General features: G+C 72.2%; 14 protein-coding genes and 1 other RNA gene. 7 read left to right on the plus strand and 8 right to left on the minus strand.

What is annotated here, in order from left to right; genetic code table 11:
- Window positions 1–49: 49 nt before the first annotated feature.
- From GR130_RS07825 to GR130_RS07835, 3 genes are read left to right on the plus strand one after another with little or no spacing between them, the layout of a single operon-like run.
- A complete protein-coding gene (locus tag GR130_RS07825) occupies window positions 50–925 on the plus strand; it encodes a Nif3-like dinuclear metal center hexameric protein (protein ID WP_159504035.1) in 876 nt (291 codons plus the stop codon).
- The gene (locus GR130_RS07830; RefSeq protein ID WP_159509815.1) at window positions 922–1665 is read left to right on the plus strand and encodes a zinc ribbon domain-containing protein; all 744 of its coding nucleotides are present in this window, start codon (window positions 922–924) and stop codon (window positions 1663–1665) included. The genes GR130_RS07825 and GR130_RS07830 overlap by 4 nt, the downstream gene beginning before the upstream one ends.
- Window positions 1666–1668: 3 nt before the next feature.
- Complete coding sequence (locus tag GR130_RS07835) at window positions 1669–2865, plus strand: bifunctional RNase H/acid phosphatase (RefSeq protein WP_159504036.1); 1197 nt, start codon at window positions 1669–1671, stop codon at window positions 2863–2865.
- A 95-nt stretch (window positions 2866–2960) separates the two neighbouring features.
- On the opposite strand, the gene eda is transcribed toward GR130_RS07835, so the two are convergent.
- Both eda and yaaA read right to left on the minus strand, forming a co-directional pair.
- Window positions 2961–3659 carry a bifunctional 4-hydroxy-2-oxoglutarate aldolase/2-dehydro-3-deoxy-phosphogluconate aldolase gene (eda, locus tag GR130_RS07840; protein WP_159504037.1) on the minus strand — a complete coding sequence of 233 codons (699 nt, stop codon included), beginning with the start codon at window positions 3657–3659 and terminating at the stop codon, window positions 2961–2963.
- A gap of 154 nt (window positions 3660–3813) precedes the next feature.
- Window positions 3814–4611 carry a peroxide stress protein YaaA gene (gene yaaA / locus GR130_RS07845; protein WP_159504038.1) on the minus strand — a complete coding sequence of 266 codons (798 nt, stop codon included), beginning with the start codon at window positions 4609–4611 and terminating at the stop codon, window positions 3814–3816.
- A 183-nt stretch (window positions 4612–4794) separates the two neighbouring features.
- Here yaaA and GR130_RS07850 point away from each other — a divergent pair, with 183 nt between their 5' ends.
- Window positions 4795–6279 carry an RNB domain-containing ribonuclease gene (locus GR130_RS07850; RefSeq protein ID WP_159504039.1) on the plus strand — a complete coding sequence of 495 codons (1485 nt, stop codon included), beginning with the start codon at window positions 4795–4797 and terminating at the stop codon, window positions 6277–6279.
- On the opposite strand, the gene GR130_RS07855 is transcribed toward GR130_RS07850, so the two are convergent.
- A complete protein-coding gene (locus GR130_RS07855; RefSeq protein WP_236572920.1) occupies window positions 6266–6934 on the minus strand; it encodes a hypothetical protein in 669 nt (222 codons plus the stop codon). The genes GR130_RS07850 and GR130_RS07855 overlap by 14 nt on opposite strands.
- Entirely contained in the window at window positions 6912–7736 is an 825-nt protein-coding gene (locus tag GR130_RS07860; RefSeq protein ID WP_159504040.1) for a MerR family transcriptional regulator, read from the minus strand. The genes GR130_RS07855 and GR130_RS07860 overlap by 23 nt, the downstream gene beginning before the upstream one ends.
- A gap of 117 nt (window positions 7737–7853) precedes the next feature.
- Here GR130_RS07860 and rnpB point away from each other — a divergent pair.
- Window positions 7854–8255, plus strand: an RNA gene (gene rnpB, locus GR130_RS07865) — RNase P RNA component class A.
- 654 nt (window positions 8256–8909) lie between these two features.
- Here the strand turns inward: rnpB and GR130_RS07870 are convergent.
- On the minus strand, window positions 8910–9560 hold the full coding sequence (locus GR130_RS07870; RefSeq protein ID WP_159504041.1) for a response regulator transcription factor: 651 nt from the start codon (window positions 9558–9560) through the stop codon (window positions 8910–8912).
- Window positions 9557–10693, minus strand: coding sequence for a sensor histidine kinase (locus GR130_RS07875; protein WP_159504042.1), 1137 nt, complete (start codon window positions 10691–10693; stop codon window positions 9557–9559). The genes GR130_RS07870 and GR130_RS07875 overlap by 4 nt, the downstream gene beginning before the upstream one ends.
- Before the next feature lie 131 nt (window positions 10694–10824).
- On the opposite strand from GR130_RS07875, the gene GR130_RS07880 reads away from it, so the two are divergent.
- Together GR130_RS07880 and GR130_RS07885 are read left to right on the plus strand one after the other, a co-directional pair.
- A complete protein-coding gene (locus tag GR130_RS07880; protein WP_268977866.1) occupies window positions 10825–11577 on the plus strand; it encodes a class I SAM-dependent methyltransferase in 753 nt (250 codons plus the stop codon).
- A complete protein-coding gene (locus GR130_RS07885; protein ID WP_159504043.1) occupies window positions 11577–12212 on the plus strand; it encodes a DedA family protein in 636 nt (211 codons plus the stop codon). The genes GR130_RS07880 and GR130_RS07885 overlap by 1 nt, the downstream gene beginning before the upstream one ends.
- A 453-nt stretch (window positions 12213–12665) precedes the next feature.
- Here the strand turns inward: GR130_RS07885 and GR130_RS07890 are convergent, their stop codons facing one another.
- Both GR130_RS07890 and GR130_RS07895 read right to left on the minus strand, forming a co-directional pair.
- On the minus strand, window positions 12666–14015 hold the full coding sequence (locus GR130_RS07890) for an ABC transporter permease (protein WP_159504044.1): 1350 nt from the start codon (window positions 14013–14015) through the stop codon (window positions 12666–12668).
- A gap of 6 nt (window positions 14016–14021) precedes the next feature.
- Window positions 14022–14804 (minus strand): ABC transporter ATP-binding protein, encoded by a 783-nt coding sequence (locus GR130_RS07895; RefSeq protein ID WP_159504045.1) that lies wholly within the window; start codon window positions 14802–14804, stop codon window positions 14022–14024.

Here is a 14804-nt window from a genome sequence, read left to right on the forward strand (position 1 = left end):
CGGACCGCGGGGCGGTGCGGTGGCACGGGTGAGAGGTAACCTTCCCCCCGTGCCCGTACTGTCTGAAGTCCTCGCCGCGCTCGACGTCCTGTGGCCCCCCGAGCGGGCCGAGGGATGGGACGCCGTCGGCACCGTCTGCGGCGACCCCGGCGCCGAGGTGCGCCGGGTGCTGTTCGCCGTCGACCCGGTCCAGGAGATCGTCGACGAGGCCGTGCAGCTCGGCGCCGACCTCCTCGTCACCCACCACCCGCTCTACCTGCGCGGGACGACGACGGTCGCGGCCTCGACCTTCAAGGGCAGGGTCGTGCACACCCTCATCAAGCACGACATCGCCCTGCACGTCGCGCACACCAACGCCGACACCGCCGACCCCGGTGTCTCCGACGCCCTGGCCGGCGCGCTGGACCTGCGGATCCTGCGCCCCCTGGTGCCGGACGCGAGCGATCCGGCCGGCCGCCGCGGCCTGGGCCGGATCTGCGAACTCCCGCACCCCATGACGCTGTCCGAGCTCGCCGGCCACGCCGCCGCCCGCCTGCCCGCCACCGCGCAGGGCATCCGGGCGGCCGGCGACCCGGACCGCGAGATCCGCACCCTCGCGGTCTCCGGCGGCTCCGGCGACAGCCTCTTCGACGACGTACGGGCGGCCGGCGTGGACGCGTTCCTCACCGCCGACCTGCGCCACCACCCGGCCTCCGAGGCCACGCAGCACGGCCCGTTGGCGCTGCTGGACGCGGCCCACTGGGCCACCGAATGGCCGTGGTGCGAGCAGGCCGCGGCCCAGCTCGACGCGGTCTCCGACCGGCACGGCTGGGGACTGCGCACGCATGTCTCCCGTACGGTCACCGACCCCTGGACCGCCCACGCGGCGTCCGCCCCGCTCACCAGCCCCCCTGACAATTCCCACACCACAGGAGCCCCACGCTGAACGCCGCGCCCGCCGACCAGATCCGCCTTCTCGACGTCCAGAGCCTGGACGTCCGGCTCACCCAGCTCGCGCACCGGCGCAAGAACCTCCCCGAGCTGGCCGAGCTGACGACCCTGGAGGCCGACCTCACCCAGCAGCGCGACCTGCTCGTCGCCGCGCAGACCGAGGAGAGCGACACCAGCCGCGAGCAGACCAAGGCGGAGCAGGACGTGGACCAGGTGCGCCAGCGCGCCGCCCGCGACCAGAAGCGCCTGGACTCCGGCGCCATCACCTCCCCGAAGGACCTGGAGAACCTCCAGCGCGAACTGGCCTCGCTGGCCAAGCGCCAGGGTGACCTGGAGGACGTGGTGCTGGAGGTCATGGAGCGCCGCGAGACCGCCCAGGAGCGGGCCGCCGAGCTGACCGGCCGGGTCGGGGCGATCCAGGCCAAGGTCGACGACGCCACCGCCCGCCGGGACGCCGCGTACGCCGAGATCGACGCCGAGGCCGCCACGGTCACCAAGGAGCGCGAACTGACCGTCGCTGACCTCCCCGAGGCGCTCGTCAAGCTCTACGACAAGATCCGCACCCGGGAAGGCGGCGTCGGTGCGGCCCGCCTCTACCAGCGCCGCTGCGAGGGCTGCCGGCTGGAGCTGAACATCACCGAGCTCAACGACGTCCGGGCCGCCGCCGCCGACGCCGTCGTGCGGTGCGAGAACTGCAGCCGCATCCTGGTCCGTACGCCCGACTCGGGTCTGTAGGCCATGGCGCGCAAGCTGATCGTCGAAGCGGACGGCGGCTCCCGGGGCAACCCGGGCCCGGCCGGCTACGGCGCGGTGGTCCTCGACCCGGCGACGGGCGAGGCGCTGGCCGAGGCCGCCGAGTTCATCGGCACCGCGACCAACAACGTCGCCGAGTACAAGGGCCTGCTGGCCGGGCTGCGCGCCGCGCACGCGCTGGACCCGCAGGCCACCGTCCACGTCCGGATGGACTCCAAGCTCGTCGTCGAGCAGATGTCGGGCCGCTGGAAGATCAAGCACCCGGACATGAAGCCGCTCGCCGCCGAGGCCAAGACGGTCTTCCCCGTGGACCAGGTCAGCTACGAGTGGATCCCCCGGGAGAAGAACAAGCACGCCGACCGGCTCGCCAACGAGGCGATGGACGCGGGCAAGAACGGCAAGCAGTGGGAGCCGCGCGACTCCCGGGCGGCACTGGCCACCGCCGGTGCGCCCGCCCGCAGCGCCGCGGCGCGCGCCGCCGACCGGGCCGCCGAGGCGGCCGAGACCGGCGAACAGGCGCCCGCCGCCCCGCCGTTGGGCTGGGGCGCGCCCGACCTCGGCGTGCCCGCGACGTTCGTCCTGCTGCGGCACGGCGAGACCGCGCTGACCCCGGAGAAGCGCTTCTCCGGCAGCGGCGGCACCGACCCCGAACTCTCCGCAGCAGGCCGCCGCCAGGCCGAGGCGACCGCCGCCGCGCTCGCCGCCCGCGGCACGATCCAGGCCGTCGTCAGCTCACCGCTGCGCCGCTGCCGGGAGACCGCCGACGCGGTCGCGGCCCGGCTCGGCCTGGACGTCCGCGTCGAGGACGGGCTCCGCGAGACCGACTTCGGGGCCTGGGAGGGGCTGACCTTCGCCGAGGTCCGCGAGCGCTTCCCCGAGGACCTGGACGCCTGGCTCGGCTCCGTCAAGGCGGCGCCCACCGGCGGCGGCGAGTCCTTCGCGGCGACCGCCCGCCGGGTCGCGGTCGCCCGCGACAAGCTCCTCGCCCGGTACGCGGGCCGGACCGTCCTGCTGGTCACCCATGTCACGCCGATCAAGACCCTGGTCCGGCTGGCGCTGGGCGCCCCGCCGGAGTCGCTGTTCCGGATGGAGCTGTCGGCGGCGTCGCTGTCGGCGGTGGCGTACTACGCGGACGGCAACGCCTCGCTGCGGCTGCTGAACGACACCTCGCACCTGCGCTAGCGGACCCGCGCTCGGTACGCGAACGGGCCCGGCACATCGTCAACGATGCGCCGGGCCCGTTCCGTTGCGGGGCGGCGGCGGGCCGGCGGGGCGGCTCAGGGCGCCAACGCCGCGGCCTCCCGGGCGAGTTGGCGCACCCGGCCCCAGTCCTTGGCGGCCAGCGCATCGGCCGGCAGCATCCAGCTGCCGCCGACGCAGCCGACGTTCGGCAGCGCGAGATAGGACGACGCGGTCGCCGGGCCGATGCCGCCGGTCGGGCAGAAGCGCGCCCGCGGCAGCGGCGCGGCCAGCGATGCCAGATAGGCGGTGCCGCCCGCCGCCTCGGCCGGGAAGAACTTCATCTCGGTGACGCCCTCCTCCAGCAGCGCCACCACCTCCGAGGCCGTGGAGACGCCCGGCAGGAAGGGGCGGCCGGAGCCCCGCATGGCGTGCAGCAGCCGCGGCGACCACCCGGGGCTCACCAGGAACGCGGCGCCGGCCGCACCGGCCGCGGCGACCTGCCCGGGGGTGAGCACGGTGCCGGCGCCGACCACCGCGTCCGGCACCTCGGCGGCGACGGCCCGGATCGCGTCCGGCGCGGCGGGCGTCCGCAGCGTGATCTCGATCGCCGGCAGCCCGCCCGCGACCAGCGCACGGGCGAGCGGTACGGCATCGGCGGCGTCCTGGAGCACGACGACCGGGATGACGGGGGCGAGTCCGAGGACCGACGGGGACGAGGGTCCCCCCGACCCGCACGGAGCCGGGGGCCCGGGGGACGGCACGGGGGAGGAGGCGGCGTGGGTCACGCCGCCCATACTGCGCCCACCGCCCCACCCCCTGCAACGCCCGTTGCACGTACTGCAACGCGCGCCCTCGTGTCTCCCTCTACCCCTCTACGCCTCTAGCGTCCCGTCCGGCGCACAGCGCCCCGTCACGCTCCCCACTCACCCTCACCCGCATCCGCCACACTCACAGCTCCGTCACGATCACATCGACGCCCCACGCCCTGCCGGCCTTCGCCGGCGCCTCGGCCTCGACCGCGTACCCCAGCCCGCGCAGCGCTTCGACCAGCTCCGCCGGACCCGCCGGCTCGATCCCGGCCGTCAGCAGGTCCCGCACCAGCCGCCCCTTGGTCGCCTTGTTGAAGTGGCTGACGACGGAGCGCTTCTCCACCCCGTCCACGATCTTCGACTGGAGCACCCGCACGGTCGCGGTCCGCCCGGCGACCTCCCCCTTGGGCTTCCACGCCGTCGCGTACGCCGCCGAACGCAGATCGAGCACCAGGCCCGCCCCGGCCGCCTGCGGCATCACCTCCGCCATCGGCCCCCGCCAGTACGCCCCCAGCGCGCCGAGCGCCGGCAGCTTCACCCCCATCGAGCAGCGGTACGACGGGATCCGGTCATCGATCCGCACGGCGCCCCACAGACCCGAGAACACCAGCAGCGACCGCTCGGCCAGCTTCCGCGCCGCCCCGTCCAGGGAGCCGAGCCCCAGGGCGTCGTACAGCACCCCGGTGTAGATCTCCCCGGCCGGCGCCGTCCCCGCCGTACGCAGCCCCGCGTTCTTCGCGACCTCCCCCCTGAGGCCGTCGCTCAGCCCGAGCACCTCCTGCGCCTTGCCCGCATCGGCCGCGCACAGCTCGACCAGCTCCGCGAGCACCTCCGCCCGCGCCCCGGCCAGCCCCGGCAGCGACAGCGCCCCGAGATCCAGCGGCCCACCGGCCCCTCCGGCGGCCTTCCCTTCGGACGGCGGCAACAGCACGAGCACGGTGTTCTCCTTCACAGCGGTACGAGCGGGGGTGCGGCCCCGCCGAAAGCTTAGGGTCTGCCCGACAGACACCGGGGCCGACGGGCACCAGGTCCCGGCCTCCCCGCCCCCGCCGACGCACCGAAGCGGCCCCGGCGCCCGCACACCGCGCCGGGAGCGCCCGCCCGCCATAGGCTCGATTTCATGCCCCGTCGCCATATGCATGTGACCGACGCAGCCGAGGCCCCGCTGCGGGCCGCGCTGCACGACCTGCGCGTACGGCTGGAGATCCCGGACCACTTCCCGCCCACCGCACAGGCCGAGGCGGACAGCGCCGCGCGGGCCCCGCGCATCCCGGCCGGCGACGGCGCGGTGGCCACGGAGCACACCCTGTACGACGCCACCGACCTGCCCCTGTTCACCATCGACCCGCCCGGCTCCCAGGACCTGGACCAGGCGATGTTCCTGTCCCGGCGGCCCAACGGCGGCTTCCGCGTCCACTACGCCATCGCGGACATCGCCTCCTTCGTCACCCCGGGCGGCGCCCTGGACGCCGAGGCGCACCACCGGGTGACCACCCTCTACTTCCCCGACGAGCGGATCCCGCTGCACCCGACGGTGCTCAGCGAGGGCGCCGCGAGCCTGCTGCCCGACCAGGACCGCCCGGCCGTCCTGTGGCAGCTCGACCTCGACGCCGACGGCGAGCTGACCCTCGCCTCCGTACGCCGCGCCCTGGTCCGCTCCCGCGCCAAGCTCGACTACGCGGGCGTCCAGCGGGTCCTCGACGACCACACCGCCGAGGAGCCGCTCGCCCTGCTCCGCGAGATCGGACTGCGCCGCGAAGAGCTGGAGGTCGCCCGGGGCGCGATCTCCCTCAACCTCCCCGAGCAGGAGATCGTCGAGCACGACGGCCGCTACACCCTCGAATACCGCGCCCCGCTCCCGGTCTACGGCTGGAACGCCCAGATCTCCCTGCTCACCGGCATGGCCGCCGCCGATCTGATGCTCGCCTCCGGCACCGGCGTCCTGCGCACCCTGCCCACCGCCCCCGACGGTTCGGTCGCCCGCCTCCGCCTCACCGCCCAGGCCCTCGGCGTCGACTGGCCGCACCACACCTCGTACGCGGCCCTGATCCGCACCCTCGACCCGCGTCGCGCCGCGCACGCCGCGTTCCTCCTGGAGTGCACCGCCCTGCTGCGCGGCGCCGGCTACACCGTCTTCGACGGCACCGCCCCGCCCCCCTCCGCGGCCGTGCACGCCGCGGTCGCCGCCCCGTACGCCCACGCCACCGCGCCGCTGCGCCGGCTCGTCGACCGCTACACCTCCGAGCTCTGCCTGGCCGCCTCCGCCGGCCACGGCCCCGCCGACTGGGTCCGCGGCGCGCTGCGCAACCTCCCGCACGAGATGGAGACCGGCACCCAGCGCGCCAACCAGGTCGAACGCGCCTGCGTCGACCTCGTCGAAGCCGCCCTGCTCCGCGACCGGGTCGGCGACACCTTCGAGGCGCTGGTCGTCGACCGTCAGGAGGGCGACCCCACCCAGGGCACCGTCCACCTCTACGAACCGGCCGTCATCGGCCATGTCGCGGCTTCCCCCGACGGCCCCGCGCTGCCCCTCGGCCACCGCATCCAGGTCCGCCTCACCGAGGCCGAACCGGGCCGCGAGCCGGTCCGCTTCACACCGGCGTGACCGGCCCCCCGGCCTCCGCCGCGTCCCCCACACCGTCCTCCACAGCGTCTCGCGACGCCTCCACCGCACTCCGCACGGCCAGCACCGCACTCCGTGCGTCGTCGGCGTGGAACCGCACCGTACGCACCACCTCCCGCCGCCCCAACACCCCTACCGCGACGACCGGTTCGGCCAGCTCCACGGTCACCGACGTCTGCCCGCCCACGGCCATCTCCAGCACCCCGTCGCCCTTCTTCGCGTCCTGCGTCAGCCGCAGGTCGTACCGGACCGCGACGATCCGCTCCAGCGGTATCCGCACCTCCCACCGGGCGCCGGCGCGCAGCAGCAGCGCGTCCGGGCCGAGCACATGCGGCCGGGTGACCGCCGACGCCTGGAACCCCAGCATCATCAGCAGCGTGTAGACATCGGCGACCAGCGCCACCGCATGCGGCGCCGGCATGCCCGCCAGCAGCACACTCACCCCCACCGTCTCCACCAGACACACGAACGTCAGCCCGTACATCAGCGCCGCCTGCGCCCCCGCGTACGCCAGGGCCAGCTCACCCGCCGCCACCCCGGCCCGCCGCCGCGCCACCCAGTGCACCAGGCTCACCTGCCACCGCGCCTCGTGCCGCGCCAGCCGCAGCACCACCTCACGCGCCCCCGGCCCGCTCATCCCGCTCCTCCCCGATCATCCGCATGGCCATCCGCATCGCCTCCGCCTGCGCCGGCGCCAGCTCCATCACCAGCAGCTCCGTCCAGACCTCGGCCTCCCGCCCGGAGCCCGCCACCGGCCCGGCCCCGGCGGCGATCGCCGCCACGGCCCCCTCGGGCACGCTCTCCACCACCGCCCGCGCGGCCTGGGCCACCCGCGGATCGTCCACCGCCGCCCCCGCCAGCGCGTCCAGCAGCCCGTACGCCGCATACGCGCGCTCCATCGACCCCGGCGCCGCGAACATCTCCCGCACCGCCGCCGCCATCGCCCCCTGTGCCCGGCTGTCGCCCGAAGCGTCCAGCAGGGCCAGCAGCTCCCGCTCCCGCGCCGCCATCGCCGGCTCCGGCCCCGGCAGCGCCGCCGACGTCCGCGCCATCTCCGCGAACAGCTCGGCCAGTTGCTCCGACACCGGCCCCTCCTCCGGCAACCCGCCCACTTCCTCCGCCCGCCGCAGCAGCCCGGCCAGCCGCGCCCGCCGCTCCCGGATCGCCGCCTCCTGCCGCGCCAGATCCCCGTCCAGCTCGGCCAGCACGTCCCGCAGCTCCCGCTCCGCGTCATCGGCCAGGACGTCCCTGACCTCCTCCAGCCCGATGCCCAGCTCCGTCAGCCGCCGCACCCGCGCCAGCGCCACCGCGTCCCGCAGCCCGTACTCCCGGTACCCGTTGGCCCGCCGCTCCGGCTCCGGCAGCAGCCCGACGTGGTGGTAGTGCCGCACGGTCCGCGTACTGACCCCCGCCAGCGCGGCAAGCTCCCCGATCCTCATCCCGCGTCCCCGCTCCTCATCCCGCTTCCCCCATCCCCATACCGCCATGAAAAACGTTGACGCCGCGGCAAGGTCAAGCCCCCGCGGCCCGCCAGGTAGCATGGTCACCACGGCGGACGAGCCGGCCGGGCGGCCGCGTGGGGATCCCGTATCCCCCCGAGGAACGTCCGGGCTCCACAGGGCAGGGTGGTGGGTAACGCCCACCCGGGGTGACCCGCGGGACAGTGCCACAGAAAGCAGACCGCCGGGGACCTCGGTCCTCGGTAAGGGTGAAACGGTGGTGTAAGAGACCACCAGCCTCCGAGGTGACTCGGAGGGCTAGGTAAACCCCACCCGGAGCAAGGTCAAGAGGGGGCATCGGAAGATGCCCCTGCGCGGATGTATGAGGGCAGCCCGCCCGAGTCCGCGGGTAGACCGCACGAGGCTGCCGGCAACGGCAGCCCTAGATGGATGGCCGCCTCCCGGCCGACCGCAAGGTCGCCCGGAGACAGAACCCGGCGTACAGGCCGGTCTCGTCCGCCCCACCTGGGATTTCACCCTGGAAAGGGCCTCTGGCCTGCATCCGAGGCCCTTTCCGAGCTTTCAGGGGCTTGCGGCTTTGGGCGGCCGAAAGTCCCTCGGAAGTCCCTCTGGCAGAGCTGAAAGTCCCTGAAAAATCCCAGAGGTGGGCGGTCACCGGAGGCGTCTGAGCAGCCGTTCCACGGGCGTACCCATGCTGATGATGTAGTTGCATGCCGCCCAAGGCGCTGCCCCTCTGGGAGCGGGGTGGATAGGTCCGTCGGCGCGATCTCCGCCTGCGCGGAGCAGATGTCAAGACCGGAAACAACATTCGAGCGGAGAATGGATCATCTCCGCGGACGCGGAGTGGACATCGCCCAGACGTCCGGGGCGGTTCAGGCCAGTGGCCGAATGCGCTGCTTGGCCTCGTGGATGAACACCTTGCTGTACCTGTGGGCCTGCCTGTATCGCGCGACAAGATCTCCGCGGCCATTTCGGTGAACGGCCCGTGATCCCGTCTGCTCCAGTTCGTGGCACGTTGGTCAGAGCGGTGCAGCCAGTGGCGCTCCCGCCGTGTCGAAGTCCTCGACCTTGCTTGATGCTTGGTATCCGGTGTCGTCGCCCCAAGGCGCGGCATTCTCCGGTCCGCAGCGCGAGGATGATTGGCGCCGGGCCTCAGCGCGCTAGCCCGGCGTCCTTGGCGCACAGTGCTGCCTGTACCCGATTGTCCACCTCGAGGGCTGCCAGGATGCGGCTGACGTGTGCCTTCACCGTGCTCTCTCGCATGCCCAGCCCGGTGGCGATCTCGGCGTTGGACGCACCGCCGGCCAGGAGCCTGAGCACATCGATCTCGCGCGGCGTCAGGCGCTCCACCCGGGTCCGGGCGGCTGCCGAGGCGCCGCGTGCCGTGTGGTGATGGTGCTCGATGAGCCGTCGGGCAGCAGAGGGGTGCAGCATGGCCTGCCCATCGGCGACGACCTCGACGGCTCGGATGATGTCCGCAGGGTCGGTGTCCTTGAGCAGGAAGCCGACCGCGCCTGCGGCCAGTCCGTCGTAGACGTACTGGTCCAGGTCGAACGTCGTGAGCATCACGACCTTGGGCGGCTCAGGCAGCGCGATCAGCCGCCTGGTGGCCTCGATACCGTCCATGTGGGGCATTCGCACGTCCATCAGCACGACGTCCAGACGCTGCGCGGTGGCCCGTTGGACGGCTTCCCGACCGTCGGATGCCTGTGCGGCGACGGTGATGTCGGGGGCGTCCTGAAGGATGTCGGCGAGCGCCAGCCGCACCAGGCCGTCGTCGTCGACGATCATCGTCCGGATCACGCCGCCCCCCTGCTGCGCTCGTCGTCGAGCGGGATGGTGGCAGCCACCTGCCAGCCTCCCGATCCCGTAGGACCGTACTCCAGACGGCCGTTGAGCGCGGCGACCCGCTCGGTCAGCCCGACCAGGCCGTAGCCCGAGCCCTCGGTCACGGCCTCGCAGGGGGCACCGGCCGGGTTGTGGATCACCACCGTGGACTGCGGCGGGCCGTAGCGCACCTCAAGTTGTGCGGGTGCTCCACCGGCGTGTTTACGGGCGTTGGTCAGGGCTTCTTGCGCAAGTCGGTGAATGGCGAGCCGATGACTGGCCGGTACAGAGTCGGGGTCGCCCTCAAGGACCGCTTCGATCTGCTGTCCAGCCGCCCGTGCCTCCTCGATCACCGTCGATAGTGCCGGCAGACCGGGGACCCGTGAGGCTTGCCTCTCCTCGGTGTCGTGGCCGCGCAGCACCCCCAGTACGTCGCGCAGATCGCCGAGCGCGTCGGTGGACGCGGTGCGCAGTAGGCCGATCCGGTCGGCCACGGGCTCGGGGAGGTCAGCGGCCCGCCGCTTGAGGGCACCGGTGTGCAGGGCGATGACCGTGAGCCGGTGGGCGAGCACATCGTGCATTTCGGCGGCGATCCGGGTGCGCTCCTCCAACCGGGCCTGCTCGGCGCGGAGTTCTCGTTCCACCCGCAGACGGTTGACCTGTTCGGCGAGCGAGGCGACGTGCCGGCGACGGTTGCCCGTCCACAGCCCGATGATCACCGCGAGCAGCAGCACCATCAGCGGCCCGTATTTACGGGTCATCCACAGGCTGCTCCCCGGATGCGCCAGCGAACTGCCGACCATCGCGACCACCACGCACAGCCCCTCGAAAACGAACCGGCCCTGAGCGACACGGTAGAAGAACACGACCAGGAGCGGGAAGAACAGCCCCAGTAGCAACGCGCCGACCATGGTGCTCACCATGGCGAACACCGGCCAACGGCGCCGCAGTAAGACCGAGAGGGCTAACGCCACGGCCACCCCGACGCGGGGGCTGAACAGCGCGCCACCCGCGCCTACATACGCCTGTTGCACCGTTCCCGCACCGACGACGCAGACCATCAGCGCCTCGGCCCACCACGGCCAGGCCCGGCCCGTCACCTTGTTCACCAGATCAGTATGGGTACGCAACACCACTCCAGCATCGCCTAGTTGACGGTCGCTACCCCCTACTTTCGTACGGGGTGACCGCAGCGGAACGGCCGATGGAACACCTTCGGCCCCTGCCTAGCGTCGTGAACATGAACCAGACACCGGCTACCGCCACGACCGCTCCCGTGATCACCACCCCGACCACCACTCCACGCCACAACGGCCCCACCGCGTTCCTCCGGGAAGCCGCCCGTTCCATGCACACCACCGGCGCGGTCGCACCCAGTGGTTCCCCACTCGCACGGCGGCTCGCCGCGCCGCTGCCCGCCCCCAACGGCCGCAGCCCGCTGCGCGTCCTGGAGATCGGCGCGGGAACCGGCACGGTCACCCGCGCCCTGGCCGAAAGCATCGGGCCCGGCGACCGGCTGGACACCGTCGAGATCAACCCCCACTTCGTGCAACTGCTGACCGAGGCGCTGCGGACGGACCCGGCTCTGGCCGCCGCATCCGAGCAGATCCGGATCATCCCGAAGTCGATCTGCCACACCCCGCTGCCCGAGAACAGCTACGACGTGATCGTCTCCTGCCTGCCCTTCATGAATTTCACCCCCGACCTGGTGCGCTCCCTGATGGGTCGGTACATGACCGCCTTGGTCCCTGGCGGACATCTGACCTTCTTCGGCTATCTCGGGACGCTGTCCTTACGGACCCTGCTCGCCCGGCGCGCCGAGGCCGCCCGGTACCGCGCGGTGGCGGCCGTACTGGCCGAGTTCTCCGCCCGCTACGGCGACGTGAATGGCGACAGCGTCGTGTGGCGCAACCTGCCGCCCGCACGGGTTCGGCACCTGAGGGCACCCGAGCGGTGCGTATACGGCACGGACTCGGATTCTTTCGGCCAGTGATGACGATGACGCCCGGCGACCTGCTGACGACGGTGCCACCACCCGCCGCGTACCTCGTGATCACGGCGCTGGTGGTGCTGGAGTCGGTGCTCTTCCTCGGCCCGTTCGTGCCCACTCTCGGACTGCTGCTGGTTGCGGGCGGCCTGGCGTATGCGGGCACGCTGGCGCTGCCCGCCGTCATCGCCTGCGCGGCAGCCGGCGCCGTCATCGGGGACTTCCAGGCGCACTGGACCGGCCACCGATTCGGCGACGGCCTGCGCACCGGCCGCTTGAGCCGCCGGGTACCGGGGCCGGCCTGGGACCGGGCTTATGCCGCGATCCGTCGTCGCGGCCGCCCAGCCCTGCTGGTCTGCCGCTTCGTACCACTGGTCCGCACCCTGGTACCGCATGCGGCAGGCGCAGCCAGGATTCCCTACCGCGTCCTGGCCCCGTTCAGCGCGACGGCGGCAGTGGCCTGGGCCTGTACCGAGGCCGGCATCGGTTACGTCAGCGCTGCATTTCGGAACCAACTCCCCGGCGCACAGGGCGTCGTGCTCACAGGGGGTGCCGTCGCAGCCGCACTCCTACTCGCACTTGGTGTACGAGCCGCGGTCGTCCGCAGCCGTTCTCGCGGCCTGGCGCGGAGCAACGAATAGCACCATGCACCGGGAGCATCCGTACTCGTCGCCAACATCCACGGGAGGGTGCCCCCACGGTGAGCACGTGGCGCAACCTGACGGCGCGCCGCTGCTTGTACGCCGGTGCCTCGATGCTGCTGACCCTCTGCGATGAGTTTGTCTGATGGGGCTGGCTTCCTCAGACGAGTTTCGCCTCCCGTCATCAACGGCATGGAGGTTGTACGTCCCTTCGCGTACGCCTCCAGGACCGCTGCGTCCCGCACCATCTGCCCCCGGGGCCGTCGGCAGGACCCATCACTGTGCCAGCACCGATGGCGGATCCAACGTCGGCGCCGAGTGGGCACTCAAGACCCAAGAGGTCGACGCTGCTGTCGGCTGGCATGAACGTCCAGCCGCAATCCGGCTCGCGGCGAGCGAGGGCCTGGCCACCTGACCTGCAGGAGCGAAGAGCGTTGCCCCGCGAAGTAGCCACTATTCCACTGCATGTACGGCGTTTACACGAAGTACCAGCACGCCAGGGACGAGTACCCCCAGTACCCCCAATCCGGCACAGCCTGCGGCCACTTTAGCCATGTCTGCCCAGGGCAACACGGCGGGCAGCTCCGCGAGGTAGGGCACGATCCGGGTCGACAGTCCGGCCAAGAAAACCCCGATGACTAACCCGGCTGCCAGCAATCCGCTCAGTACGACGACGACAGACTCCCAGCCCAGCATTCGTAGCAGCTGCGCTCGCGTGCTCCCGGCCAACCGAAGCGCCGCGAACTCTCCACGGCGCTGACGAGTGGCCAGCAAGAGGGTGTTGAGGATGCCCAGGGCTGCACAGACGATCAAGGGGGTCATGAGGATGCGCATGCCGACGGCGTTGTTCTCCTGCTGAAGCGCGTTATGTGCGGTGGCGGTCGCTCGTGATACGGCGTTGCCACACAGGAGCATGGTGCTGAGCCCAGACGCCAGAAGCACCGGACCTGCCATGGCCGCCACCCGTCGTCCCGCCGACGCGCTGTTCGCCGCCGCAAGACGGCCCGTGCAACGAGACAGCAACCGTCCAGGCAGGGAGCTGAGCGCGGCCACCGGGCGTACCACAAGCGGAAGCAGCAGCCAGGTGGCGATGAGCAGCATCATGCACAGGGCTAAAGCACCATTGAGTGCTTCGTGGGCGCCGCTTTTACGAGCGTAACGGTCCCAGACAGCCCAGGCGAGGAGCAGAGCAACCGTTGCCGCGATGGCGCGGCCGACGGGCAGCGTGCGGCGTTCGACCGCGGCTTCCCGGAGGGCGTCGACCGCGGACGTACGCAAGGGACCTCGTACCGCTGCCAACGCTGCCGGGATGGCGATCACGATGGTGGAGAGCAGCCCGACGGCGAAGCCGAGGGGCGAGAAGTCGGGTTGGGGGCCGGTCGGCAGAACGTGGTGGTTGATGAGCCAGTCCAGCACAGGGCCGAGGGTGAGTGTCCCGCCGGCGGCGCCTGCCACGCCGCCCAGTGCCGCGACCACTGCGGCCTCGCTCACGATCTGGATCCGGATCTGCGTCGTGGTCGCTCCGATGACCCGCAGAGCTCCGATCTCCGTACGCCGCTGCTGAGCCACCAGAGCGAGAGTGTTGGACACCAATAGCAGGGCGGCGAAGCCGGAGGTGCCACCGACCAGGCCGAGCAGGGATTGCGCCGACCGCTCGGCGCGGTGCCCCGGATCGGCGTGGTGGACACTGTCCAGGACGGAGGCCAGCAGGGTCAGTAGACCCGCGCTCATGGCGGAGACGAGGAGGACGCCCAGGTACTGCCCCAGGCGGGTACGGACGGAGGTAAGGACGAGTGAGAGCACGGCCGTTCACACCTCCAGGGCGGCCAAGCGGGCCGCAATCGTCTCGGCCGTGGTGGCCTCGGGCCCCGCCAGCCGGTCGACCAGCCGTCCGTCGGCGAGCAGCAGCGCCTCATCGGCCCAGGCTGCTGCCTGTGGGTCGTGGGTCACCATGACGACGGTAGCCCCCAGGTCGTCGACGGCCCCGCGGAGCAAGGCAAGCACCTCACGGCCGGAGGCCCGGTCCAGCGCACCGGTAGGCTCGTCCGCGAAGACCACCTCGGGCCCGGTGATCAGAGCGCGGGCAAGAGCGACGCGTTGCCGTTGGCCTCCCGAGAGCTGACCGGGCCGGTGCCGGCGGCGGTCATGCAAACCCACGCGCGCCAAGAGATCGTTCAAGCGGTGCGTATCGGGTCGGCGGCCGGCCAAGCGCAGCGGCAACTCCACGTTGGCGGCGACGCTCAGCGCGGGAATGAGGTGGAAGTCCTGGAAGACAAAGCCGACGCGGTCTCGGCGCAGCAGCGTCAACTGCCGCTGGGAAAGCTCGCCCAGATCACGGCCGCCAAGGACGACGGAGCCCGTGGTGGGGTGCTCCAGCCCGGCCGCGCAATGCAGCAACGTCGACTTACCCGAGCCCGATGGCCCCATCACGGCGGTGAAGGTGCCTGCAGGAAAGCCGTGATCGATACCGTGCAGGGCGGTTACTGCACCTGCCCCTTTACCGTGCACCTTGCGTAAGGAGCGCAGGCGGACGGCCATATGCTCATCCGTAACGGGCCGGTAGTCGAGGGAGGGCGGTGGCGTCATCTTCAT

It is taken from the genome of Streptomyces sp. GS7 (assembly GCF_009834125.1).
In the GTDB taxonomy this organism is placed as follows: Bacteria; Actinomycetota; Actinomycetes; order Streptomycetales; family Streptomycetaceae; genus Streptomyces.